Origin of the sequence: Sphingopyxis fribergensis (assembly GCF_000803645.1) — a bacterium.
GTDB classification, from domain to species: domain Bacteria; phylum Pseudomonadota; class Alphaproteobacteria; order Sphingomonadales; family Sphingomonadaceae; genus Sphingopyxis; species Sphingopyxis fribergensis.
In genome coordinates this window covers 1970733-1991851 of sequence record NZ_CP009122.1, presented here as the reverse complement: position 1 = coordinate 1991851, position 21119 = coordinate 1970733, and the positions used below count along the sequence as shown (strand labels likewise).

Below are 21119 nucleotides of genomic sequence, written 5' to 3'. Positions count from 1 at the left end.
GACCGAAGATAGGCCCAGCCCGTGACCCTGTTCAGCCGCTTTTCCGACCATATCGACGCTGCGCTCGATGCGCTGGTCGCCCGCGATGCCTTGCCTGCTGGTCTCGACCGGAGCGCAATCAGCGTCGAGCCGCCGCGCGATCCCGCGCATGGCGATGTCGCGACCAACGCCGCGATGGTGCTCGCGAAGCCCGCGGGCATGAACCCGCGCGCGCTCGCCGACCTGCTCGTCGCCGAACTCGGCGCGCTCGATGAGGTGACGGAGGCGAATGTAGCCGGCCCCGGCTTCATCAACCTGCGCCTTGCCGATGACAGCTGGCGCGACGAACTTGCGCTGATCTTTAGCGAGGGCGGCGATTATGGCCGCTCGACGATGGGGCAGGGACGGCGCGTCAATGTCGAATATGTCTCGGCCAATCCCACCGGACCGATGCACGTCGGCCATTGCCGCGGCGCGGTCGTTGGCGATGCGCTTGCTGCGCTGCTCGAATTTGCAGGCCACGACGTGATCCGCGAATATTATGTCAACGACGCGGGCGGACAAGTCGACGTGCTCGCGCGCTCGGTGCATATGCGTTACCGCGAAGCGCTCGGCGAAGATATCGGCGCAATCCCCGAAGGCCTATATCCGGGCGACTATCTGATGCCGGTGGGAGACAAGCTTGCGGTCGAATATGGCGACCGCTTCGTCGGCGCGCCCGAAAGCGCGTGGCTCGGCCTGTTCCGCGCCGAGGCGGTCAGCGCGATGATGGACATGATCCGCGCCGACCTCGCCAAGCTGGGTATCCACCACGACCTCTTCTCGTCGGAAGCCGAATTACAGGCCGAGGGCAAACCCGCCGCCGCCGAGCAATGGCTGCGCGATCACGATCTGGTCTACGACGGCCAGCTCGAAGCGCCGAAGGGTGAGACGCCCGAGGATTGGGAACCCGTCGAACTGCCGCTGTTCCGCTCGACGCAGTTCGGCGACGATCAGGACCGCCCGATCAAGAAGTCGGACGGCAGCTGGACCTATTTCGGCGCCGACCTCGCCTATCATTTCCAGAAAAGCCAGAATGCCGACGAATTGATCGACATCTGGGGCGCCGACCATGCCGGGACGGTCAAGCGGATCAAGGCCGCGGTTGCCGCACTAACGGGCGGCAAGACGCGTTTCGACGTCAAACTGGTGCAGATGGTGCGGTTGCTCAAGAATGGCGAGCCGTTCAAAATGTCGAAGCGCGCGGGAAATTTCGTGACGCTCGCCGATGTCGTTGACGAAGTCGGCAAGGACGCGGTGCGCTTCACGATGCTGACGCGTAAGGCCGACGCGCAGATGGATTTCGACTTCGCCAAGGTGATCGAGGCGTCGCGCGACAACCCCGTCTGGTATCTGCAATATGCCAACGCGCGCATTTCGCGGCTGCGCAAAAAGGCCGCTGACGCCGGGATCACGCTGCCAGCGCCCGCTCCGGCGCGTCTCAACGCGCATGAACTGGGCCTCGTGAAATTGCTCGCGCAATTCCCGCGGATCGTCGAGGCGGCCGCCTCGGCGCGCGAACCGCACCGGATCGCCTTCTATCTCGCCGACGTCGCCGCGGCGTTCCATGCCTGGTATAATCTGGGCAATGATGATCCGGGGCTTCGTATCGTTCTCGACAATGATCCCGAATTGACCGCGACGCGGCTTTATTTGGCTGACGGAATCGGGCAAGTCATCCGCAACGGGCTGTCCCTTATGGGGGTTGAGGCGCTCGAGGAGATGGTTTGATGGCGGGCGACAGGAATGCAGAGCAGGGGGATGCGGGTCTCGGTCTCGAAGACGAGGATCGTTTGCCCTGGCTCGAAGCCGCCGATGGGTTCGAGGAAGATGGCGAAGTGTCGCCCGCGCGCCTGCTCGTCATGGTGCTCGGCGGCTTGCTGCTGATCGGTGCGGTACTGGGCGGCCTGTGGTGGATCCAGAATGGCGGCGCGCGCGGCAACGGCGAACTGATCGCCGCGCAGCAGGGCGACTTTAAGGTCGCGCCCAAGAACGACGGAGCCAAGGCGTTCGAGGGCGAGGGCGATGCCAGCTTCTCGGCCAGTGAAGGCGCCGAACCCGCCGGCAAGGTCGATCCGAGCCGCATGCCCGAGGAGCCCGCGGTGACACCGCAGGATCGCGAGGCCGCGGTTACCAAGGCGGCTCCTGCGGACAAGGCGAAAGCCAAACCCGCGGCCACTTCGGCCAAGACGCCCGATGCAGAAACGAAGGCGGCACCGATGGGTTCGGGATCGGCGATGATCCAGCTTGGCGCGTTCAGCAGCGATGCGGCAGCGGCGAAGGCGTGGACCAGCCTGTCGAAGCGTTTTGCCTATCTGGCCGAACTCAACAAATCGGTTTCGCCGGCGAAAGTAGGCAGTGGAACCGTCTATCGCTTGCGCGTTTCGGCAGGAACGACGGCCAACGCCACGAATTTGTGCGGAAAATTGCGCGTCGCGGGTGAAAATTGCGTCGTCGTCCGCTGATTCGGCCCGTTTGGCCGCAGACTCTGTTGGTGCAAAACCCCTGTCATGGCATGCTCCTGTTGTGGTTGCCGTCTGAGGGGGCGGTGATCGATGGAGTTTGACGCACGATGATACCGGCAATTTTCGGCCTGTCGGGCCTGACCCTCACCGACGACGAGCGGGCCTTCTTTCGCGATAGCGACCCCGCGGGCTATATTCTTTTCGGGCGCAACATCGAAAACCGCGAGCAATTGCGGCGGCTGACGGACGAGTTGCGCAGCCTCGACGGACGGACCAATCTACCGATCCTGATCGATCAGGAGGGTGGACGCGTCGCGCGGATGCGATCGCCCGAATGGCCGAACTTCCCGAGCGGGGCGGCGTTCGATGAGCTCTACGATCGCGCGCCGGCCAGCGCGATCGAGGCGGCGCGGCTCAATGCGATGGCGCTCGCAGTGATGCTGGCCGAGGTCGGGATCACCGTCGATTGCCTGCCGCTGCTCGACGTGCGCCAGCCGGGAGCAAGCGATGTGATCGGCGACCGCGCGCTCGGCAGTGAGCCGATGCGCGTCGCCGCGCTGGGCCGTGCGATCCTGGGCGGATTGCAGTCGGGCGGCGTCGTCGGCATCGTCAAGCATATCCCGGGCCACGGCCGCGCGCTGGTCGATACGCATGAAGCCTTGCCGACGGTCGATGCGTCCGACCGCGACCTACAAACCGACCTTGCCCCCTTTGCCGCGCTGCGCGATGCGGCGATGGCGATGACGTGCCATGTCATTTTCGAGGCATGGGATCCCGACCGCCCCGCGACGCTTTCGCCGATCGTCATCGACAGCATCATTCGGCAGCGCATCGGTTTTCACGGCCTGCTGATGACCGACGATCTCGACATGAAGGCCTTGTCGGGCGACGTGCCCTCGCGCGCGGCCGATGCGATCGCCGCGGGATGCGACATCGCGCTCAACTGCTGGGCAAAGATGGACGATATGGTCGGCATCGCCAATGCGCTCGATCCGATCAGCACCGTGTCGCGCGCGCGGCTCGAAGGTGCGATGGACCGCATTTTGGGCGACGGCGACGAACGGCCCTTCGCAACCCTGGTGGATCAGCGCGACGCGCTGCTCGCGATCGCTTGATCCGCTGATGGAGGACCTGCCGCTCGATTTTGAAATCGCGCCGGCAGCGCCTGAACGCGACGACGCATTCCAGCTGACGTTCGAAAGCTGGGAAGGGCCGCTCGACCTTTTGCTGACGCTCGCGCGTAGTCAAAAGGTCGACCTCAAGCAGATTTCGATCCTGGCGCTGGTCGAGCAATATCTGACATTCATCGCCGAGGCGCGCGAACTCAAGCTGGAGGTCGCCGCCGACTATCTCGTCATGGCGGCATGGCTCGCCTATCTCAAATCGGCACTTCTGCTCCCGAAGGACCCGCTCGAGGATCCGTCGCCCGATGAACTCGCGTTGCGGTTGCAACTACGCCTGCAGCGACTGGCGGCGATGCGTGAGGCGGCGGCACGGCTACTCGCGCGCGACCGCGTCGGCCGCGATGTCTTCCTGCGTGCGAAGCCCGAAGGGCTGCGCGACATCAAGCTGCGGCGCTGGGATGCCAGTCTTTACGATATTCTTTCGGCTTATGGGCAGGTCAAGCTGCGCTCCGAACCCGTTGTTCATATGGTTTCCCGCCGTCCGGTGGTTACGCTCGACGCGGCGCTTCACCATCTGCAGCGGATGATCGGCGCGAAACTAGACTGGGCCGAGCTGTCGGATTTCCTGCCGGCGGACTATGACGGGCCACTGCGCCGTTCGGCGATCGCGTCGAGCTTTGTCGCCGCGCTCGAACTCGCGCGGCAGGGCCGGGTCGACCTGAAACAAGACGGCGCATTCGAACCGCTTTATCTTAAGGCTGCACAAGCATGATCGACGACCTGGAGCGCGCAATCGAGGCGATGCTGTTCGCCAGCGACGAAGCGCTCGACGCGCGCCAGGTCGCGAACAGGCTGGGCGATGAAATGACGCCGGGTGAGGTGCGGTCGATCATCGTCAGGATTGCGGCGCGCCATAACGGCAGCGGGATCGAACTTGTCGAGCGCGGCGGGCATTGGCATTTCCAGACCCCATCTGATCTGGCTCATCTGCTTCGCCGCGAGCGCGACGATCCGCGCAAGCTGTCGCGCGCGGCGGCCGAGGTGCTTGCGATCATTGCCTATCATGAGCCGGTGAGTCGCGCGGAAATTGAAGCGATCCGCGGAGTCCAGACGTCGAAGGGAACGCTAGATGTGCTGATGGAGGCCGAGTGGGTCGCACCCGCGGGGCGACGCGAGGTGCCGGGACGGCCGCTGATCTACAAGACGACCGACGCTTTCCTGCAACATTTCGGCCTCAACAGCCGCAAGGACCTGCCGGGAATCGACGATCTCCGCGCAGCCGGCCTGCTCGACCCCGTCGACCTCGCTTTTGAGGAGGCGGTCGGCGAACTGGACCTAGTAAAAGACGGCGAAGAGGCCTAGATGGGCGCTTCAAGGAGACGATAAATGGGTAGCTTCAGCATCTGGCATTGGCTCGTGGTCGGGATTCTTGTCCTGCTGCTGTTTGGCAAGGGCCGGTTTTCGGACATGATGGGCGATGTCGCCAAGGGCATCAAGAGCTTCAAAAAGGGCATGTCGGAAGATGATGTGCCGCCCGCCGCGCCGAAGCATATCGAGGGCCAGCGCGCGCCCGACCTGAGCGCGACGCCGACCCCCACCGCGGAAACCGAAAACCGCTGATTTCGGCCGTCTGCGGGATTGGGCTAAAGCATGTTTGACGTTGCGCCCACCGAGTTGCTGCTCGTGGTGTTGGTGGCCTTGGTGGTTATTGGCCCCAAGGACCTGCCCAAGGCGATGCGCTTTGTCGGCAAATGGATGGCAAAGGCGCGCGGCATGGCGCGCCATTTCCGGTCGGGGCTCGACACGATGATGCGCGAGGCCGAGTTGGAAGAACTCGAGAAGCAATGGCGCGAGCAGAATGACGCGATCATGCGTGAATTTCCGCGGATCGACGATGTGAACGCATCGTCGGCGCCCGCGACGACGACAGCCCCCGCAACAGCGGCCGAACCGGTGACCGAAGCCGATGTCGACCAGGCCGCGGCCGCCACCTCGCCTGAAACGCATGCGATTCCTCCAAAGGACGGTCCGCTGCCATGACCGAGGAAACACCGCTTCTAACCTCCGACGAGGATGGCGCTGGCGGCAAGATGCCGCTGCTCGACCATCTGATCGAGTTGCGTTCGCGTCTACTGAAGTCGCTGCTGGCGATCGGTGCAGCCTTTGGTGTGTGCCTTTATTACGCCAAGCCGATCTTTGGTGTTTTGGTTCAGCCGCTTGTAAAGGCGGGGCAGGGCAAGCTCATATATACGCAGTTGTTCGAGGCATTTTTTGTCGAGATCAAGGTGGCGCTGTTCGCGGCGATGATGATCGCCTTTCCGGTAATAGCGAACCAGTTGTGGAAATTCGTCGCGCCGGGGCTGTTCAAGCAGGAAAAGCGCGCACTGCTGCCGTTCCTGCTCGCAACGCCGATCCTGTTCGCAATCGGTGCCAGCTTTGCCTATTTCATCACGATCCCGATCGCGCTCAAATTCCTGCTCGGCTATCAGGGCGATATCGGTGGGATCACGCAGGAAGCACTGCCTTCAGTCGGAAACTACCTCAGTTTCACGATGCAGTTCATCATGGCGTTCGGCATCGCCTTTCTGCTGCCGATCCTGCTGATGCTGATCGAACGGTCGGGACTGGTAACGCGCGAGCAGTTGGTTTCGGCCCGGCGTTATATGATCGTGGCGGCCTTCGCGATCGCCGCGGTGTTCACACCGCCCGACATCCTGAGCCAGCTGTTGCTCGCCGTGCCGCTGGTGTTCCTGTACGAAATGTCGTTGCTCGCAATCTGGTTTACCCAGCGCCGACGCAAAACAGGCGCCGAAGAGGCGCCTGTCGAGCCTCTCGAAGAGGCTTAGGGTAGTTCGTATCAGCCGCGATTAGTCGATGGCATCGCTGCCAGCTTGACCAACCGATTCGATGTCGCGGCCTGCTCCCTTGACGGTATTGCAGCCGGTCACGACGACGCTGGCCAGAAGGGCGAGGACGATTACTCGAAAACTGGTCATATTTCTGATCCTCTTAGAAACTGGACGCAAAATGGCCCGGCACGCTTCGAGGGGGGGGAGGGAATGCGGGCCGGGCCAATGTTGCTGAGCAGCGCTGCGGGGGGGCGATGACCGCTGCTCGAATGGGAAACGACCGAAATGTTCGATAAGTTCCCAAAAAAAATCGCGATGATGAATTTTTTTCGAGGTTTTTCGAATCGCTTGAATTTCAAGGGCTTGTCTTCAAAGAGTGGTCAGTCCGCTGATCACCGCGAGGCCCAGGAAGGCGAGAAAACCCATAGAATCGGTCGTCATTGTAACGAAAATCGAACTCGCAACCGCAGGATCCTGATCGAGCCGGTCGAGGAGCAGGGGAATCGCGACCCCGGCGACGCCCGCCACAAAGATATTCACGACCATAGCCGCGGCGATGACTGCGCCGAGCTGCGGACTGCCGAACCAAAGTGCGGTTGCGGTCCCTGCAAGCAGCGCGATCGTGCCGCCGTTGAGCAGCGCAATCTTCATTTCGCGCCAAATCGCGCGCCAGCTGTTCGAATCGGTGAGCTGGTTCATCGCGAGCGCGCGCACAGTGACCGCCAGCGTCTGCGTCCCTGCATTGCCGCCGACGCCCGCGACGATCGGCATTAGCGCCGCCAGTGCGACCATATGTTCGATCGCGCCCCCGAAAAAACCGACGATCGATGAAGCGAGCAATGCCGTACCGAGATTGGCGATCAGCCAGCGCACGCGCGCGCTGTAAGTTTCGCGGATCGGTTCGTTGATGTCACCGTCGCCGGCGCCCGACAGGCGGAGGATATCCTCGCCCGCTTCTTCCTGGATGATGTGGACGACGTCATCGACCGTGATCATGCCGACGAGCCGTCCGCTCCTGTCGATAACCGCCGCCGAGATCAGCGCGTATTTCTGGAAGCGCAGCGCGACCTCTTCCTGATCCATATCGACCGGGATCAGCGTCTGCTCGCGCTTCATCACGTCGCTGATCGCGATGTCGCGCGGGGTACGAAGGATCCAGCTTAGCTGACAGGTGCCGACCGGACGGTGCATCGGGTCGACGACGTAAATTTCCCAGAAATCGCTGGTGAGGTCGGTATCTTCGCGCAACCGGTCGATCACGTCGCCGACGGTCACATGCTCGGGCACCGCGACGAGGTCGCGCTGCATCAGGCGCCCGGCGGATTCCTCGGGGAAGGACAGGGCGTCCTCGATCGCCGCGCGATCTTCGGGTTCCATCGCCTGGAGAACGGCCTGCTGCTCGTCCGCCTCCATATCCTCGATGATCGCAACAGCGTCGTCGGTATCGAGTTCGGCGGCGAGTTCGGCCACTTGCTCGGGTGCGAGCAGGTCGATCAGCTCCTCGCGAACATAATCGTTCATTTCCGCCAGCACGTCGGCGGAAAGCATGTTCCCGAGCACCGCGGCGAGCATCGGCCGCTCGTCGGCACGCGCGAGTTCGAACAGGTCGGCGATGTCGGCGGGGTGGAGGCGGCCGATCCGCTCGCGCGCTGCTTCGCCTTCACCGGCTTCGGCCAGCTCAATCACGTCGCGCACGAATTCGGGTTTCAGCCGGTCGTCCTCGTCGAGTTCGGTGTCGGTTTCGCGGGCCGGTTGTTCGCGGTCGCGGTCGTCGGTGATGACAACATCTTCCGACGGCAGGGAATCTTCGCGTTTGTCCATCGCGCGGTGCTCCCTGACTACTGCGGCGTACGAGCCTTCCACTAGTGCTGCCGTCCGTCGATGGCAACGCCGCGCGCGCCTTTTCGCGATTTAATGCGTGGCTTTGGCGGCTCGCCCCGCTATGGGACCGCCAACATAGACCACAGGAGTTCTACCATGTCCGACACTCTCACCCTTTCGCTGTCGACCGGCGATGTTGTTATTCGCCTCCGCCCCGATCTTGCGCCGCAGCATGTCGAGCGCATCACCGGCCTCGCCAGTGAAGGTTTCTACGACGATGTCGTGTTCCACCGCGTGATCCCGGGCTTCATGGCGCAGGGCGGCGACCCGACGGGCACCGGCATGGGCGGCAGCCAGCTTCCCGACCTGCCGCAGGAGTTCAGCAGCGAACCGCATGTCCGCGGCGTTTGCTCGATGGCACGCGCGCAGAACCCGAACAGCGCCAACAGCCAGTTTTTCATCTGTTTCGACGACGCGCGTTTCCTCGACAAGCAGTATACCGTGTGGGGCGAAGTGATCGAAGGCATGGAAAATGTCGACGCGCTGCCGAAGGGCGAGCCGCCGCGCGAACCCGGCAAGATTGTCAAAGCGACCGTTAGCTGACACAAGAAAATCCCCGCTTCGGCGGGGATTTTTTTGCCTAGTCGCCTATAAAACCGTTCAGCCGCTCGCATGCAGCGATCCAGTCGGTCTTGAAGTCCTGAACGACCTGCCCTGCGCCCATCGCATCGTTCATCAGACCGACGCCCTGGCCGACCCAATAGGTGGCAAGCGCCTTGGCGCCTTCGTGGCCGCCCTCGGACAATTTATCGACCTTGCGCAGTGCGGGTTCGCTGACCAGAGACTGGAGCGGCATCGGCAGCGGTCTGGGTGCACCCTCGGCCTCCCACGCATCGGTCCATGGCGAGCGCAACTGACGCGATGGCTTGCCGGTGCGGCTCTTCGACCGCACCGTATCGCGCGATGATGCGGCGAGCATCTTTTGCTTCACCACGGGATTGGTTTCGGCCTCCGCGGTGGTCAGCCACACCGATCCGGTCCATGCGCCATGCGCGCCCATTGCCATTGCCGCCGCCATTTGGCGCCCGGTGACGATACCGCCGGCGGCGAGGATCGGTGTGTTCGCGCCGACGGCTTCGACCGCTGCGGCAACCTCGGGTACCAGCACCATCGTCGCGACCTCGCCGCAATGGCCGCCCGCTTCGCCGCCCGCGACGACGAGAATGTCGACGCCTGCCCGCACCTGCGCGAGCGCGTGGTCGCGGGTGCCGACGAGCGCGGCGACGGGGACATTGTGCCTTTTGCCCAGTTCGAGCATCAAGGGCGGCGGGACGCCCAGCGCATTGGCGATGAGGCCGATCGGGTGGCGGAAGGCGACTTCGAGCAAGCGCGCGGCGCCATCGTCGCTCATATTGTCCCCGAGGCTGCTGCGTACCGCGCCCGGAAGCGAGAGGTCGCTACCGTCGACGCCATGCCTTTCCAGAAGGCCGGCGATAAACGCTTTATGCTCGGCGGGTATCGACGGGGCTTCGCGCTGAACCTCCCCTTTGCCGGCAAAGCTGTTGGGAACGATCAGGTCGACGCCGTAGGGGCGCCCGCCGATATGTTCGTCGATCCACGCGAGTTCTTCCTCGAGCCGTTCGGGCGGCAGCGAGGCGGCGCCGAACACGCCCATGCCGCCGGCTTTCGACACCGCGACGACGACGTCGCGGCAGTGCGAGAAGGCGAGCAGCGGGAATTCGATGCCGAGCATCGCGCAGATGGGGGATTGCATGGGGACCTCTCCATTTGTCCATTTGCATCTATGTCAGCCCCAGTTGACGTAAACGTCAAGTTGATTTGCTCGGCTGGCTGATTATCGCTGGGTGCATGAGCCAATTTTCCCTGCCCGATTTCGACCTCGATGCCTTCGTTCGCGCCACGCTGGCGGAAGATCTGGGGGCGGGGGGTGATATCACGTCGATGGCGACGATTCCCGCTGACGCCCGGTTTGGCGGGGTGATGGACAGCCGCGACGCCATCACCGTCGCGGGGCTGCCGATCGCCGAGCGATTCTTTCGCGCGCTCGAACCTGCCATGGAGATCGAGATATTGGTCGAGGAGGGCGCGCAGGTTGCGTCGGGCAGCGACCTGATGCGGCTGTCGGGCAACGCGCGCGCGATGCTGACCGCCGAGCGTTCGGCGCTCAACACGGTGCAGCATCTGTCGGGAATCGCGACAATGACGCGCCAATATGTCGATGCGCTCGCCGGAACCGGCGCGACGTTGCTCGATACGCGCAAGACGATCCCGGGGCTGCGCGTGCTGGAGAAATATGCGACGCGGATGGGCGGCGCGAAGAATCACCGCATGGGGCTTTGGGATGCGGCGATGATCAAGGACAATCATGTCGCGGTGGCAGGATCGGTCGAGGAAGCGGTACGCCGCGCGGTGGCTGCCGGGATCGAGAGCATCATCGTCGAGGTCGACCGCGTGGCGCAGGTCGAGTCGGCACTAATCGCTGGGGCGACGCATCTGTTGCTCGACAATATGGACCTTGCGGAACTGCGCGAATGCGTGGCGCTGGTGGCCGGCAAGGTGCCGACCGAGGCGTCGGGCGGCGTGAGGCTCGATACGATCCGCGCGATCGGCGAGACGGGCGTGACCTATGTGTCGGTCGGGCGGCTGACCCAGTCGGCACCCGCGGCGGATATCGGGCTCGATTTTGCGCTGGCTTAGCGTTGCAGCCGTCGGGCTTGCGTTCGCGCCGATGGTGGCGCAGGCGCAGGCACTGGGGTGCAATATCCCGGACCGCATCGCGGTCCCGCGGCTCAAACAGCCGAAGCGCGGCGAACCCGTCCGTAATCCGGCGATCACCGGCTATCTGTTAGCCATGAGCTGGTCGCCGCAGCATTGCGCCGAGGTGCGCAATCCGAAGGATGCACGCGACCGCTTTCAATGTTCGGGCGAGAGCGGTCGTTTCGGTTGGATACTCCACGGATTGTGGCCGGAGACGGATAGCGCCGGCTATCCGCAATGGTGCCGCCCGGCAAAGATCGTGCCGCAGCCGGTGCTTCGCAAACATCTGTGCATGACGCCGTCGGTGCAGCTGTTGCAGCACGAATGGGCGAAGCATGGGACGTGCATGAGTCCGCACCCGGCAGCCTATTTTCGTTCGGCCGAACTGTTGTTTCGTGCGGTCCGCTTTCCTGACATGAAAAAGCTGGCGTCGAAACCGCAAACGGCGGGAAGCGTCCGCCGGGCCTTTGCGTCGGTCAATCCGGGGGTGACGGCGCCGATGATCGCGGTGTCGGCCGACAAGCAGGGATGGCTGGACGAAGTGCGGTTTTGCCTGGGGCCGCGCATGAAGCCCACCAAATGTCAGCCCTTTCAAAGCGGCGCGAAAGACGGGCGCCAGATCCGCGTTCGGGCAACGTCCCCACGTTAAAGCAATTGCGCAAAGCGTGCCATGACGGGACGACGCCGCGTTAACACTCTTTTAACCTTATCGACTCGTTAACATCGCCCTAGCTTCGGGTGCATGGACTCGAAGGATCATATCGACATTCGGACGCGCGTTCGCGACTATGGTTCGCGGCGGCTGGTTATCGCCCGGCTGAACGCTCCGACGGATTGGCAGCGGGAATTGCGAACCGCGCTGGCGGCCCATCGCGAACCCGCAACGATCTTTTCGAACAATGACTTCCGCTTGTTTCTTCAAAGCTTCGCGATCTTCTTTACCGCGGCGATGATGTTTTTGATCTAGGAACCGATCAATCGCAGGCGCGGTGCAGCTTTTGCGCGAGCCAGGCTGAAACCAGGCACATGATCGCGCTCATCAGCAGTTGATCGACCACACCGACCCCGGCGAAACCCAGTCCGATCGCGAGCAGCGATCCCGCGACCATCGCGCCGGAATTGACGATATTGTTCGCCGCGACCGTGCGCGCCGTCTGATCCTTGGGGACGGTGGTCGTGAGGAAGGCATAGAGCGGCACGACGAACATGCCGCCGCTGATCGCGATGCCGAGCAGGCTGGCGAGCAGCGGGATGACCCCGTCATGTGCGAGGAAACCTTGGATGTCATAGAGTCGCGCCGGAGGTGTGCTCCACACCCTCGATGACCACGAATAGATGTCATAAAGCAGCCCTTCCGCGTTCGCCCCCCAGTCGCGGCAGACCCAGTAAAAGGCGAGGACGAACACGCCCATGACGATGACGCTGGCGGGGCTGTAGCGTGCCGAAACCTGTCCCTTGAGCAGGCGGTTGACCGCGACCGAGCCGATCGCGATGCCGATCGAGAAGACCGCAAGGAACAGGCTGGCGACGCTTTTGTCGGCGTGGAGAATATTCTTTACCAGCGGCGGGAACTGGATGAACAGTACCGCCCCGATGGTCCAGAAAAAGCTGATCGACAGGATCGCGAGATAGAGGCGCGGTATGTGCATCGTGCCGCGGACGAGCGCGATCGACGAGCGGACGATGTGCCAGTCGATGCCGGTTTCTTCATGCTCCGGCGGCGCCGGCGGCACCTTGGTCCCCGTCCAATAACCAAGGGCGGCGACGACGACAACGCCGATCGCGGCCCATTCAACGTCGATCACGCCGGCCAAAATGGTCCCGGCGAGGATCGCGATATAGGTGCCAGCCTCCACCAGCCCGGTCCCCGCCAGCACTTCATCACTTTTCAGATGTTGCGGCAGGATCGCATATTTGATCGGGCCGAAGAAGGTCGAGTGGATCCCCATCGCGAACAGCGCAAGCAGCATCAGCGGGATCGCGACCAGATGCACTGCCCAGCCCAACCACGCGAGGACCAGCCCGATCGCGCCGACGAGCATGATGAGGATTTCGCAGAATTTGACGATGCGGATGATCCGCGCCTTGTCGCGCGTGTCGGCAAGCTGCCCCGACAGCGCAGAGAGCAGGAAGAAGGGAAGGATGAACAGGCCGGTCGCAATGGCGCTGAATGCCGTTTCAGATGCTTCGTCGTTGAACACCCCATAGACGACGAACAGAACCATCGCGTTCTTGAACAGATTGTCGTTGAACGCGCCGAGCAGTTGGGTGACGAAAAGGGGCAGGAACCGGCGTTGCTTCAACAGCGCAAAGGTGCCGGTCATGCGGGGTCCAATCTCTTCAGCATCGTTCGATCCCACGCGATTTGCGGGCAATTCGGTTGTCGCCCGGGGGACTTATCGGCTAGGGCGGATGCGGTCAAAGGTCATTTTGTTATAAGCGCACTATCGGGGCGAGAATCACGGATCATGCTCAGTCTTCCGAACATCCTGACATTGTCGCGTATTCTGGCGGTGCCCATCCTGCTGTTCCTGCTGTGGCCGGGGGTGGTCGAAGGGTCGCACCAGCCAAAGCCGATCGACTATGCGTTAGCCTTTGGCCTCTATTGCCTGATGGGCATTACCGATTATTTTGACGGTTATGTTGCGCGGTCGCGCGGGATCGTATCGCGGCTGGGCGCCTTCCTCGACCCGATCGCCGACAAGATCATGATCGCGGCGGTCATCCTGCTGCTGGTCTTCACGCGCGATATCACCGGCTATCATGTCATCGCCGCGCTGATGATCCTGCTCCGCGAGATCATCGTGTCGGGGCTCCGCGAATTTCTCGCGACGTTGCAGGTGTCGATGCCGGTGACGCAGCTCGCCAAATGGAAAACGACGTTCCAGCTGGTCGCTTTCGGCGCGCTGATCCTTGCGGGCGCGCTGCCCGCGCTTGCCTGGATCAAGACCGTCGGGCTTATTTCGCTGTGGGGCGCTGCGGTGCTGACGCTGATTACCGGCTGGGATTATCTGCGCGTCGGCCTGAAGCATATGGATTGAGCGTTCGATGGCGCTGAATATCGCCTATTTCGCCTGGGTGCGCGAACGCATGGGGGTCGCCGACGAGACGGTCGACCTTCCGGCGGGCGTCGCCGATGTCGGCGCCCTGGTCGCATGGCTTGCCGCGCGTGATGCACGAGGACAAATCGCCTTTGCCGAACCACACCGCATCCGCGCGGCGATCGACGGGGTGATGATGGGCCCCGATGCGCCGCTTCTCGGTGCCCGCGAGGTTGCCCTGTTTCCGCCGGTGACGGGCGGATGATCCGCGTTGCCGTCCAGCAGGAGGCAATCGATGTAGCCACGGAACTCGATCTGCACGATGCGGGGGGGCATGGGGCGAGCGCGAGTTTCATCGGGCGCGTGCGCGGCGACGCCGGGCTGACCGAGCTGTTCCTCGACCATCATCCGGCGATGACCGAGGCGGGGCTTGCCGATCTCGCGCATGCAGCGGCCGATCGTTGGCACCTGTCAGCGCTGACCCTGATCCACCGCATCGGTCCGATGGCGCCGGGCGAGACGATCGTATTTGTCCTCACGAGCAGCGCGCACCGCGCCGAGGCGCTGGCGGCGTGCGAGTTTCTGATCGATCGGTTGAAAACCGACGTGATGCTGTGGAAACGTGAAACCTTCGCCGACGGGCGCGTCGGGTGGGTCGAACCGCGCGAGGGCGACCAGGCGCGGGCGGGGAAATGGGGCGCCTAATCGCCCTTATGCTTGCGGAAAATATCGGCGAGCATTTTGAATTCTTCGGCGCGCGGGCTGCCCTTGCGCCACACCAGCGCGATCGTGCGCCAGTCGTGATCCGAATCGAGCGGGCGCGTGTCGATGTCGGTGTGATCAAGGATCCCGGCCTCGATCGCCATTTGCGGCAGCATCGTGATGCCAAGACCATTGTCGACCATCTGGACGAGTGTGTGCAGCGACGTCCCCATCATCCGCGCGCCGGAACGGAGTTCAGGGCGGTTGCACGCAGCAAGGACATGGTCCTTCAGGCAGTGGCCATCCTCGAGCATCAGCATCTGTGCGGGGTCGAGCTGGTCGGCGCTGACCATCGCGGGCAGGTCTTCCGATTGATCGCCGGGGAAGGCCACGAACAGCGCGTCGTCGAAAAGTGCTTCGCTTTCGACGTCGCCGCATGCGTACGGGAGCGCGAGGAGCACGCAGTCGACTGTTCCGTGATGCAGCGATTCGCAGGCCTGGGCGCTCGGCTCCTCCCGCAGAAACAGCTTGAGCGCGGGGCGCTCCTTGCGGAGCAGCCGCAGCATCCCGGGTAGCAGGAAGGGTGCGATCGTCGGGATGACGCTCATCCGGAGGTCGCCGACGAGCGGCGCGGCGGCCGCGGCGGCCATGTCGGCTAATTCCTCGGCCTCGCGCAGCACGCGGTGCGCCTTTTCGACGATCGCATTGCCGAGCCCGGTGAAGCGGACGACGCGGCGGGTGCGTTCGACGAGCGTCTGGCCGAGAAGGGTTTCGAGCTCGCGGATTCCCGCCGACAGGGTAGATTGGGTGACGTTGCACGCGTCGGCGGCGCGGCCGAAATGGCCGTGCTCGTGGAGCGCGACGAGATATTGCATCTGTTTCAGCGAGGGCAGGTAATTGTGCATTGATCGGGTATAGCAATTATTGGGAGGGTTTTGAACAAGTTTTCCGATTAAAATTCGTGGCCATAATGGCGGCGTCTGTTGCCGATTTCCGGACCGCCATGATAACTATCGCCGATCAAATGGCGCGGAGGGGCGTATGGCAGTTTCCCGTTTTCTGATTGGCGGCGTCGCGAGCGCGCTGATGCTGACCGGCGGCCTGTTCATGTGGAAGGGCTATACGCAGATCTCCGAGGAAGAAGTGGTGCCCGACCCACCGCCGGCGCTGCCCGCGATCCCGGTCGCGGCGGTGGGGGCGCCCAAGCGTGGGCCGTCGCCGCCAGCGTTGCCCGCTGCGAAGGAGGCGTCGCGAGAGGAACGCCGCTTCAACCGCTTCGACCGTGATCGTAACGACCGGATCAGCCGGGTCGAACTGATGTCGTCGCGCACCGCAGCGTTCCGCAAGCTCGACAAGGATGGCAATAATCTGCTGACCTTCGAGGAATGGGCCGCGGCGACCGGGCAGCGTTTTGCCGGCGCCGACGGGGACAAGTCGGGCGATTTGACGCGCGCGGAGTTTGCGACAACGGCGCCGAAGCAGGCGGCAAAGCCAAAGTGTAGCTGTTAGCCCGCGATCCCGTCGGCTTGCTTGATCCATTCGGCGAGCGACGCGCGGGCGCGCGCAGTATAGCCGAGCTTGCGGTCCTTCTTACGGACGTCCTCTGCGAGCGGCGGGAACAGGCCGAAGTTGACGTTCATCGGCTGGTAGCTCGCGGCATCGGCGCCGCCGGTGATATGGCCGAGCAGTGCGCCCAGCGCGGTGTCGGGGGGCGGGGGTGCGAGGTCGCGGCCCGCGAGTTCGGCAGCGGCGAAGCGCGCGGCGATCAGCCCGATCGCGGCGCTTTCCACATAACCTTCGCAGCCGGTGATCTGGCCGGCGAAGCGGATATGCGGCGCCGATTTGAGGCGGAGTTGTCGGTCGAGTAGTTCAGGCGAGCGAATGAAGCTGTTGCGGTGGAGCCCGCCGAGGCGCGCGAACTCGGCCTTTTCAAGCCCGGGGATGGTACGGAATAGTTCGACCTGTGCTGCGTGCTTCAACTTGGTCTGGAAGCCGACCATGTTCCACAGCGTGCCGAGAGCATTGTCCTGGCGCAGCTGGACGACCGCATAGGGCCAGCGCCCGGTGCGCGGATTGTCGAGGCCGACGCCTTTCATCGGGCCGAAGCGCAGTGTTTCGGTGCCGCGCTCGGCCATCACCTCGATCGGCATGCAGCCCTCAAAGTAAGGAGTGTCCTTTTCCCACTGTTTGAAATCGGTCTTGTCGCCGTCGACGAGCCCCTGGACGAAGGCGTGATACTGATCCTTGTCCATCGGGCAGTTGATATAATCCTTGCCGTCGCCGATCGGCCCGACCTTGTCCCAGCGGCTCGCCATCCACGCGATGTCCATGTCGATGCTCTCACGGTAGACGATGGGGGCGATCGCGTCGAAGAAGGCGAGGGCATCCTTGCCCGTTGCGGTGCCGATGCTCGCGGCGAGGCCGGCGGCGGTGAGCGGGCCGGTCGCGACGATTGTCAGCCCCTCGCTGGGCAACACATCGACGCGCTCGCGGACGATAGCGATGTTCGGGTGATTTTCGAGCGCATGGGTGACGCCGCCCGAGAAGAGGTCGCGGTCGACCGCGAGCGCGGAGCCCGCGGGCACCTTGTAGACGTCGGCCTCGCGCATGATGATCGAGCCGAGGGTGCGCATTTCGCGGTGAAGCAGGCCGACCGCGTTGCTGTCGCCATCGTCGCTGCGAAAGCTGTTCGAGCATACCATTTCGGCGAGCGCGTCGCCCTGATGCGCCGGGGTCATGTCACCGCCGCCGCGCATCTCCGAAAGGCGGACGCGAAACCCCGCCTCGGCGAGCTGCCACGCGGCTTCGGATCCGGCGAGGCCACCGCCGATGATGTGAATGTCGTAGCTCATTTATCGTATCCGTTGACTTACCCTGCGTGCGCCGCGCACTAGGCCGGTTGGAGAGAAGATGCAAAGGGGGGTGATGATGAGCGAAGCGGGCTGGGACAGGGCGCGATGGTTGTGGTGGCTGGCGTTGCTTGGCGGGATCAGCTTTTTCGTTGCGGTGTATCTGCGGCTCGATGGTCCGGCGATCTGGGCGTGGAAGACGAGCGGCGTCGGCTTGCTGGCGCTTTGGGCGGCAACGAATGCGCGCAAGAAGAATGGCTGGCTGATCGCGGCCGTCCTCGGTTTCGGAGCACTCGGCGACTGGCTGCTCGATGCGAAAGGGCTTGTCGTGGGCGCGGCGGCTTTCGCGGCGGGGCATGTGATCGCGATCATCCTGTATCTGACTAACCGGCGCGCCACGACGACGCCGTCGCAGCGCTTGCTCGGCTGGCTGACGATGCCCGCGACGCTGATCATCGTCTGGGCGATGCTGAGCCCTGCGGCGGGCTGGTGGCACGCCGCGGTCTATTCGCTGTTCGTCGCCGCGATGGCGGCCGCCGCATGGACGAGCCGCTTTCCGCGCTATCGCACCGGGATCGGCGCGATGCTGTTCCTCGCGAGCGATCTCTTCATCTTTGCGGGCGAGGGGGATGTGCTGTCCAAAGACATCACGATGTGGCTCGTCTGGCCGCTCTATTTTACGGGGCAGGCGCTGATCGCGTGGGGCGTCGTCGGCACGCTGGCCAAGGAAGCGCGCGGCTAATCAGGACGGCGGTCCGGCTTCTCCAACGAGCAGCGCCTCGATGTCGGCGACCGGGCGGTCGGTCATTTCCTTGACATGTTCGCCGACGAGGCGGGTGCTCACTTCTTTGTGCCAGAGCGGGCGGAGCTCGCCCATCGTCCGCGCGGGAGCGACGACGACGAGCGCGTCGAACTTGCCGGCAAGCGCCATCGCGTTGATTTTTTCGGCGAGGTCGCGGGCGAAGCGGTCTTCCTCCTGTTGATGGAAATCCGGTTCGCCCATCGTGCCGCCGGGCAGGCCGGTGCCGGCGGGAGCGGGCGACTGGCCCGACGCGTCGGTCTTGATGTCGCTGTCCTTGCGGTCTTCGCGTTCTTGATGAGAGGTCGTGCGCAGGTCTATCTGACGTGCGTCGCCCTGATTGCGCAGAAACAGCGCTTTGCGGCCGTCGGCGACGAGGACGAGTGTGTTGGGGGCGAGAGTCATGATGTTGCTCCTTCTGCCCGAAGCAACGCATGGGCTACCGCCTAAGTTTCGCTATCCCTCCCACGCGGCGATCGTCGTGCGGTGAAGCAGGCGGTCATGGCCGTCGTAACCGCCCGTCGCGCGATGGAGCAGCGAACGGTTGTCCCACATGATGAGCATGTCGGGTTCCCACGCGTGGCTGTATCGGAACTCTTCGCGCCCCTGCCATTGGATCAATTCGTAGAGCAAGGGCAGACCCTCGCTATCGTCGAGGCCATCGAAACCGATGATATAGCCCGCGCAGCCGAACAGGCCCTTGCGGCCGGTTTCGGGGTGCGCGCGGACGAAGGGGTGGCGTTGCGTCTCGAGCGCCTCGTCGTCCGAGCGGATGTCCATGCTGCGCCCCCGATCGTTCGCGCCGTACAGGCCGGTGGGCGCATAGCCGTTGCGGGCACTGTGGATGGCTTGTAGCCCCTCGACGCGCGCGCGCAGATCGGCGGGCATGGCGTCGAGCGCGGCGTGCTGGTTCGAAAATTCGGTGTTGCCGCCGACGGGGGGGATGGTGATGCCGAAGAGGCAGGTGCCCGCAGGCGGGCGCGCCTGAAAACTCCAGTCGCTGTGCCAGTTTTCGGCGAACAGCGGCGCGGTCTCGTCGGCCTTCCGCTTTACCGCGATGATATGGTCGTGGCCAGGGATCGGGCGAATGAAGGGATCTTCGCCGAAGCCGCCGAAATAGCCGGTGAAACGTTCGAGATCGTCTTCGTTCATTTTCTGGTCGGGGAAGGACAGGACATGATGGTCGAGCCACGCCGCGCGGATTTCGGCGACGGTTTCGGGGGTGAGCGGATGCGCCAAGTCGACGCCGGTGATGCGGGCGCCGCAGGATTGGCCACTCGGGGTGATGGTGAGCGTCATGGCGCGATGCTGCGTCGATTGCGGCACGGGGTCAATGGGGAGCGGCAGACCGCCCCGAACCTTCGCCGAGCCGATGCGGCGAGGGCGCGGGAGCGTCGGCAATTCAGCGAGGCGCCATCTTTGCATCCCTAATCTGATCTGCGGGGGTCAAAACGGAGAAGAAAGATGTTCCTGTTAAAGAGACTGGCGTTGACCGCGTTGATCGGCGCCAGCGCCCTTGCAGCATTGCCGGTCGAAGCCGACGCGCGCGACCGGCACCACCGCCACGGCTATTATGGTCACCGCGACAATGATCGCTATCGCGATTATCGGCGCTACGACCGGCGTGATTACCGTCGCGATTATCGGCGCAGCCATTATCGCGACCGCAACTATTATTGCCGGCGCGGCAGCGGAACGACGGGCCTGATCGTCGGGGGTGCCGCGGGCGCCTTGCTGGGCCGGGAGGTCGATCGCTACCGCGACCGGCTGCCGGGCACGATCATCGGCGGCGCTGCCGGCGCGCTGATCGGTCGCGAGGTCGATCGCGGCGGTCGTCGCTGCTAGTCGGGCGCTGGCCGTCCGGGTGCACTTTGGCCGTCGTTTGCTTGCGCGCCGCGGCCAAGGTGCTCCGCGACATCGCGGCGGGTGGTTTTGCCTGACGAACTTTTTCCTGCTTCCTGACGAATTTGGGCGTAGAGGTCGTCAAGGCGGAGGTGCTTTCCGCTGCTCGAGTTGGAGACCCAGATGAAGATGCTGATGAAATTTGCCGTATCATTGGGTCTCGGCCTGTCGCTCGCGGTGCTTCCGGCGCAGGGCGTCGCGGCGCTCAAGCAGGGTGCCAAAGCCCCCGACTTTACGCTGAACGCCGCACAGGGCGGCAAACCGTTCAGCCTGTCGCTGAAGCAGACGCTGAAGAAGGGGCCGGTCGTCCTCTATTTCTTTCCCGCCGCCTTTACCCCGGGCTGCACGATCGAAGCCCATCTGTTTGCCGAATCGAGCGATGATTTCAACCGACTGGGCGCGCGCGTCGTCGGCGTCACCGCCGGCAACATCGAGCGCGTCGCCGAATTCTCCAAATCGGAATGCCGCGACAAATTTGCCGTCGCGGCCGATCCAGGTGCGAAGGTCGCGGCGAAATATGACACCATGCTCCGGCGCCCGAACCAGCCGGCGATTTCCAACCGGACGTCGTTCGTCATCGCGCCGAACGGGACGATCCTGCTCAGCTACACCGATAGCAAACCGCAGGCGCATATCGAAAAGACGATAACGGCGGTGCGCGCGTGGAAAGCCGGGCAACGCTGAGCTTGTGTGAACCGCTTGATAAAGGGCGGTCAGCGACCGATTGCTGACCTCTCAATCATCGTCCCCCGGACCTGATCTGGAGACTAT

At 63.7% G+C, this 21119-nt stretch carries 27 protein-coding genes; 19 read left to right on the top strand and 8 right to left on the bottom strand.

The genetic code is table 11. From position 1 onward, the window contains the following. The first annotated feature begins 21 nt into the window (after positions 1-21). From argS to tatC, 8 genes are all read left to right on the top strand, one after another. Positions 22-1749 (top strand): arginine--tRNA ligase, encoded by a 1728-nt coding sequence (gene argS / locus SKP52_RS09265; RefSeq protein WP_039574234.1) that lies wholly within the window; start codon positions 22-24, stop codon positions 1747-1749. Next, on the top strand, positions 1749-2483 hold the full coding sequence (locus SKP52_RS09260) for an SPOR domain-containing protein (protein ID WP_039574232.1): 735 nt from the start codon (positions 1749-1751) through the stop codon (positions 2481-2483). Before argS ends, SKP52_RS09260 begins: the two co-directional genes overlap by 1 nt. Before the next feature lie 107 nt (positions 2484-2590). After that, a complete protein-coding gene (gene nagZ / locus SKP52_RS09255; RefSeq protein WP_039574229.1) occupies positions 2591-3598 on the top strand; it encodes a beta-N-acetylhexosaminidase in 1008 nt (335 codons plus the stop codon). Between the two features lie 7 nt (positions 3599-3605). Continuing rightward, the gene (locus SKP52_RS09250) at positions 3606-4379 is read left to right on the top strand and encodes a segregation and condensation protein A (protein ID WP_039574226.1); all 774 of its coding nucleotides are present in this window, start codon (positions 3606-3608) and stop codon (positions 4377-4379) included. After that, positions 4376-4969: an SMC-Scp complex subunit ScpB gene (gene scpB, locus SKP52_RS09245; RefSeq protein ID WP_039574223.1), complete on the top strand. Its 594-nt coding sequence runs from the start codon at positions 4376-4378 to the stop codon at positions 4967-4969. The genes SKP52_RS09250 and scpB overlap by 4 nt, the downstream gene beginning before the upstream one ends. A gap of 24 nt (positions 4970-4993) precedes the next feature. Further along, the gene (locus tag SKP52_RS09240) at positions 4994-5227 is read left to right on the top strand and encodes a twin-arginine translocase TatA/TatE family subunit (RefSeq protein WP_039574221.1); all 234 of its coding nucleotides are present in this window, start codon (positions 4994-4996) and stop codon (positions 5225-5227) included. Between the two features lie 30 nt (positions 5228-5257). Further along, positions 5258-5647, top strand: a complete 390-nt coding sequence (tatB, locus tag SKP52_RS09235) for a Sec-independent protein translocase protein TatB (RefSeq protein ID WP_039574218.1) — start codon at positions 5258-5260, stop codon at positions 5645-5647. Then, a complete protein-coding gene (gene tatC / locus SKP52_RS09230) occupies positions 5644-6453 on the top strand; it encodes a twin-arginine translocase subunit TatC (protein WP_039574213.1) in 810 nt (269 codons plus the stop codon). Before tatB ends, tatC begins: the two co-directional genes overlap by 4 nt. 21 nt (positions 6454-6474) lie before the next feature. On the opposite strand, the gene SKP52_RS09225 is transcribed toward tatC, so the two are convergent. Continuing rightward, positions 6475-6603 (bottom strand): entericidin A/B family lipoprotein, encoded by a 129-nt coding sequence (locus SKP52_RS09225; protein WP_039574212.1) that lies wholly within the window; start codon positions 6601-6603, stop codon positions 6475-6477. Positions 6604-6825: 222 nt separating this feature from the next. Next, the gene (gene mgtE / locus SKP52_RS09220) at positions 6826-8277 is read right to left on the bottom strand and encodes a magnesium transporter (RefSeq protein ID WP_187337290.1); all 1452 of its coding nucleotides are present in this window, start codon (positions 8275-8277) and stop codon (positions 6826-6828) included. Positions 8278-8433: 156 nt separating this feature from the next. On the opposite strand from mgtE, the gene SKP52_RS09215 reads away from it, so the two are divergent. Beyond that, on the top strand, positions 8434-8880 hold the full coding sequence (locus SKP52_RS09215; protein WP_039574211.1) for a peptidylprolyl isomerase: 447 nt from the start codon (positions 8434-8436) through the stop codon (positions 8878-8880). Positions 8881-8917: 37 nt separating this feature from the next. Here SKP52_RS09215 and SKP52_RS09210 read toward each other — a convergent pair whose 3' ends face one another. Further along, the gene (locus SKP52_RS09210; protein WP_039574209.1) at positions 8918-10051 is read right to left on the bottom strand and encodes an NAD(P)H-dependent flavin oxidoreductase; all 1134 of its coding nucleotides are present in this window, start codon (positions 10049-10051) and stop codon (positions 8918-8920) included. 95 nt (positions 10052-10146) lie between these two features. Between SKP52_RS09210 and nadC the strand changes: the two genes are divergently transcribed. The 3 genes from nadC to SKP52_RS09195 all read left to right on the top strand — a co-directional run bounded on the left by nadC (position 10147) and on the right by SKP52_RS09195 (position 12022). Next, a complete protein-coding gene (gene nadC, locus SKP52_RS09205) occupies positions 10147-10995 on the top strand; it encodes a carboxylating nicotinate-nucleotide diphosphorylase (protein WP_039574207.1) in 849 nt (282 codons plus the stop codon). Further along, positions 10982-11704: a ribonuclease T2 family protein gene (locus SKP52_RS09200; RefSeq protein WP_052208020.1), complete on the top strand. Its 723-nt coding sequence runs from the start codon at positions 10982-10984 to the stop codon at positions 11702-11704. The genes nadC and SKP52_RS09200 overlap by 14 nt, the downstream gene beginning before the upstream one ends. Positions 11705-11797: 93 nt before the next feature. Next, positions 11798-12022, top strand: coding sequence for a hypothetical protein (locus tag SKP52_RS09195; RefSeq protein WP_039574198.1), 225 nt, complete (start codon positions 11798-11800; stop codon positions 12020-12022). Between the two features lie 7 nt (positions 12023-12029). On the opposite strand, the gene SKP52_RS09190 is transcribed toward SKP52_RS09195, so the two are convergent. After that, positions 12030-13379 (bottom strand): MFS transporter, encoded by a 1350-nt coding sequence (locus tag SKP52_RS09190; RefSeq protein ID WP_039574192.1) that lies wholly within the window; start codon positions 13377-13379, stop codon positions 12030-12032. A gap of 144 nt (positions 13380-13523) precedes the next feature. Here SKP52_RS09190 and pgsA point away from each other — a divergent pair, with 144 nt between their 5' ends. The 3 genes from pgsA to SKP52_RS09175 are packed head-to-tail and all read left to right on the top strand — an operon-like array spanning position 13524 to position 14801. Next, a complete protein-coding gene (gene pgsA / locus SKP52_RS09185) occupies positions 13524-14096 on the top strand; it encodes a CDP-diacylglycerol--glycerol-3-phosphate 3-phosphatidyltransferase (RefSeq protein ID WP_039574191.1) in 573 nt (190 codons plus the stop codon). Between the two features lie 7 nt (positions 14097-14103). Then, positions 14104-14361 carry a molybdopterin converting factor subunit 1 gene (moaD, locus tag SKP52_RS09180; RefSeq protein WP_039574189.1) on the top strand — a complete coding sequence of 86 codons (258 nt, stop codon included), beginning with the start codon at positions 14104-14106 and terminating at the stop codon, positions 14359-14361. Next, positions 14358-14801 (top strand): molybdenum cofactor biosynthesis protein MoaE, encoded by a 444-nt coding sequence (locus SKP52_RS09175; protein WP_039574186.1) that lies wholly within the window; start codon positions 14358-14360, stop codon positions 14799-14801. Before moaD ends, SKP52_RS09175 begins: the two co-directional genes overlap by 4 nt. On the opposite strand, the gene SKP52_RS09170 is transcribed toward SKP52_RS09175, so the two are convergent. Continuing rightward, on the bottom strand, positions 14798-15703 hold the full coding sequence (locus SKP52_RS09170) for a hydrogen peroxide-inducible genes activator (RefSeq protein WP_039574184.1): 906 nt from the start codon (positions 15701-15703) through the stop codon (positions 14798-14800). The two genes, SKP52_RS09175 and SKP52_RS09170, sit on opposite strands and share 4 nt — an antisense overlap. A gap of 136 nt (positions 15704-15839) precedes the next feature. On the opposite strand from SKP52_RS09170, the gene SKP52_RS09165 reads away from it, so the two are divergent. After that, positions 15840-16307, top strand: a complete 468-nt coding sequence (locus tag SKP52_RS09165) for an EF-hand domain-containing protein (protein ID WP_039574181.1) — start codon at positions 15840-15842, stop codon at positions 16305-16307. On the opposite strand, the gene trmFO is transcribed toward SKP52_RS09165, so the two are convergent. Further along, positions 16304-17650 (bottom strand): methylenetetrahydrofolate--tRNA-(uracil(54)-C(5))-methyltransferase (FADH(2)-oxidizing) TrmFO, encoded by a 1347-nt coding sequence (gene trmFO, locus SKP52_RS09160; protein ID WP_039574175.1) that lies wholly within the window; start codon positions 17648-17650, stop codon positions 16304-16306. The genes SKP52_RS09165 and trmFO overlap by 4 nt on opposite strands. Before the next feature lie 58 nt (positions 17651-17708). Here trmFO and SKP52_RS09155 point away from each other — a divergent pair, with 58 nt between their 5' ends. Next, complete coding sequence (locus SKP52_RS09155) at positions 17709-18389, top strand: lysoplasmalogenase family protein (protein ID WP_228383878.1); 681 nt, start codon at positions 17709-17711, stop codon at positions 18387-18389. Here the strand turns inward: SKP52_RS09155 and SKP52_RS09150 are convergent, their stop codons facing one another. Together SKP52_RS09150 and SKP52_RS09145 are read right to left on the bottom strand one after the other, a co-directional pair. Further along, entirely contained in the window at positions 18390-18851 is a 462-nt protein-coding gene (locus SKP52_RS09150) for a host attachment family protein (RefSeq protein WP_039574174.1), read from the bottom strand. Between the two features lie 51 nt (positions 18852-18902). Continuing rightward, complete coding sequence (locus SKP52_RS09145; RefSeq protein WP_039580445.1) at positions 18903-19745, bottom strand: TauD/TfdA dioxygenase family protein; 843 nt, start codon at positions 19743-19745, stop codon at positions 18903-18905. A 165-nt stretch (positions 19746-19910) separates the two neighbouring features. Between SKP52_RS09145 and SKP52_RS09140 the strand changes: the two genes are divergently transcribed. Together SKP52_RS09140 and SKP52_RS09135 are read left to right on the top strand one after the other, a co-directional pair. After that, entirely contained in the window at positions 19911-20291 is a 381-nt protein-coding gene (locus SKP52_RS09140) for a glycine zipper 2TM domain-containing protein (RefSeq protein WP_039574172.1), read from the top strand. Positions 20292-20471: 180 nt separating this feature from the next. After that, positions 20472-21032, top strand: coding sequence for a peroxiredoxin (locus SKP52_RS09135; RefSeq protein ID WP_039574171.1), 561 nt, complete (start codon positions 20472-20474; stop codon positions 21030-21032). Positions 21033-21119: the final 87 nt, after the last annotated feature.

What these genes read in the sequence shown, in the direction of transcription:
- SKP52_RS09145 (WP_039580445.1), bottom strand. Translation starts at nt 19,745, where the DNA reads ATGACGCTCACCATCACCCCGAGTGGCCAATCCTGCGGCGCCCGCATC.
- pgsA (WP_039574191.1), top strand. Translation starts at nt 13,524, where the DNA reads ATGCTCAGTCTTCCGAACATCCTGACATTGTCGCGTATTCTGGCGGTG.
- tatB (WP_039574218.1), top strand. Translation starts at nt 5,258, where the DNA reads ATGTTTGACGTTGCGCCCACCGAGTTGCTGCTCGTGGTGTTGGTGGCC.
- SKP52_RS09240 (WP_039574221.1), top strand. Translation starts at nt 4,994, where the DNA reads ATGGGTAGCTTCAGCATCTGGCATTGGCTCGTGGTCGGGATTCTTGTC.
- SKP52_RS09250 (WP_039574226.1), top strand. Translation starts at nt 3,606, where the DNA reads ATGGAGGACCTGCCGCTCGATTTTGAAATCGCGCCGGCAGCGCCTGAA.
- SKP52_RS09225 (WP_039574212.1), bottom strand. Translation starts at nt 6,603, where the DNA reads ATGACCAGTTTTCGAGTAATCGTCCTCGCCCTTCTGGCCAGCGTCGTC.
- trmFO (WP_039574175.1), bottom strand. Translation starts at nt 17,650, where the DNA reads ATGAGCTACGACATTCACATCATCGGCGGTGGCCTCGCCGGATCCGAA.
- SKP52_RS09215 (WP_039574211.1), top strand. Translation starts at nt 8,434, where the DNA reads ATGTCCGACACTCTCACCCTTTCGCTGTCGACCGGCGATGTTGTTATT.
- SKP52_RS09210 (WP_039574209.1), bottom strand. Translation starts at nt 10,051, where the DNA reads ATGCAATCCCCCATCTGCGCGATGCTCGGCATCGAATTCCCGCTGCTC.
- SKP52_RS09140 (WP_039574172.1), top strand. Translation starts at nt 19,911, where the DNA reads ATGTTCCTGTTAAAGAGACTGGCGTTGACCGCGTTGATCGGCGCCAGC.
- scpB (WP_039574223.1), top strand. Translation starts at nt 4,376, where the DNA reads ATGATCGACGACCTGGAGCGCGCAATCGAGGCGATGCTGTTCGCCAGC.
- nagZ (WP_039574229.1), top strand. Translation starts at nt 2,591, where the DNA reads ATGATACCGGCAATTTTCGGCCTGTCGGGCCTGACCCTCACCGACGAC.
- SKP52_RS09260 (WP_039574232.1), top strand. Translation starts at nt 1,749, where the DNA reads ATGGCGGGCGACAGGAATGCAGAGCAGGGGGATGCGGGTCTCGGTCTC.
- SKP52_RS09195 (WP_039574198.1), top strand. Translation starts at nt 11,798, where the DNA reads ATGGACTCGAAGGATCATATCGACATTCGGACGCGCGTTCGCGACTAT.
- SKP52_RS09190 (WP_039574192.1), bottom strand. Translation starts at nt 13,379, where the DNA reads ATGACCGGCACCTTTGCGCTGTTGAAGCAACGCCGGTTCCTGCCCCTT.
- SKP52_RS09175 (WP_039574186.1), top strand. Translation starts at nt 14,358, where the DNA reads ATGATCCGCGTTGCCGTCCAGCAGGAGGCAATCGATGTAGCCACGGAA.
- SKP52_RS09155 (WP_228383878.1), top strand. Translation starts at nt 17,709, where the DNA reads ATGCAAAGGGGGGTGATGATGAGCGAAGCGGGCTGGGACAGGGCGCGA.
- SKP52_RS09150 (WP_039574174.1), bottom strand. Translation starts at nt 18,851, where the DNA reads ATGACTCTCGCCCCCAACACACTCGTCCTCGTCGCCGACGGCCGCAAA.
- nadC (WP_039574207.1), top strand. Translation starts at nt 10,147, where the DNA reads ATGAGCCAATTTTCCCTGCCCGATTTCGACCTCGATGCCTTCGTTCGC.
- SKP52_RS09135 (WP_039574171.1), top strand. Translation starts at nt 20,472, where the DNA reads ATGAAGATGCTGATGAAATTTGCCGTATCATTGGGTCTCGGCCTGTCG.
- moaD (WP_039574189.1), top strand. Translation starts at nt 14,104, where the DNA reads ATGGCGCTGAATATCGCCTATTTCGCCTGGGTGCGCGAACGCATGGGG.
- SKP52_RS09165 (WP_039574181.1), top strand. Translation starts at nt 15,840, where the DNA reads ATGGCAGTTTCCCGTTTTCTGATTGGCGGCGTCGCGAGCGCGCTGATG.
- SKP52_RS09170 (WP_039574184.1), bottom strand. Translation starts at nt 15,703, where the DNA reads ATGCACAATTACCTGCCCTCGCTGAAACAGATGCAATATCTCGTCGCG.
- tatC (WP_039574213.1), top strand. Translation starts at nt 5,644, where the DNA reads ATGACCGAGGAAACACCGCTTCTAACCTCCGACGAGGATGGCGCTGGC.
- mgtE (WP_187337290.1), bottom strand. Translation starts at nt 8,277, where the DNA reads ATGGACAAACGCGAAGATTCCCTGCCGTCGGAAGATGTTGTCATCACC.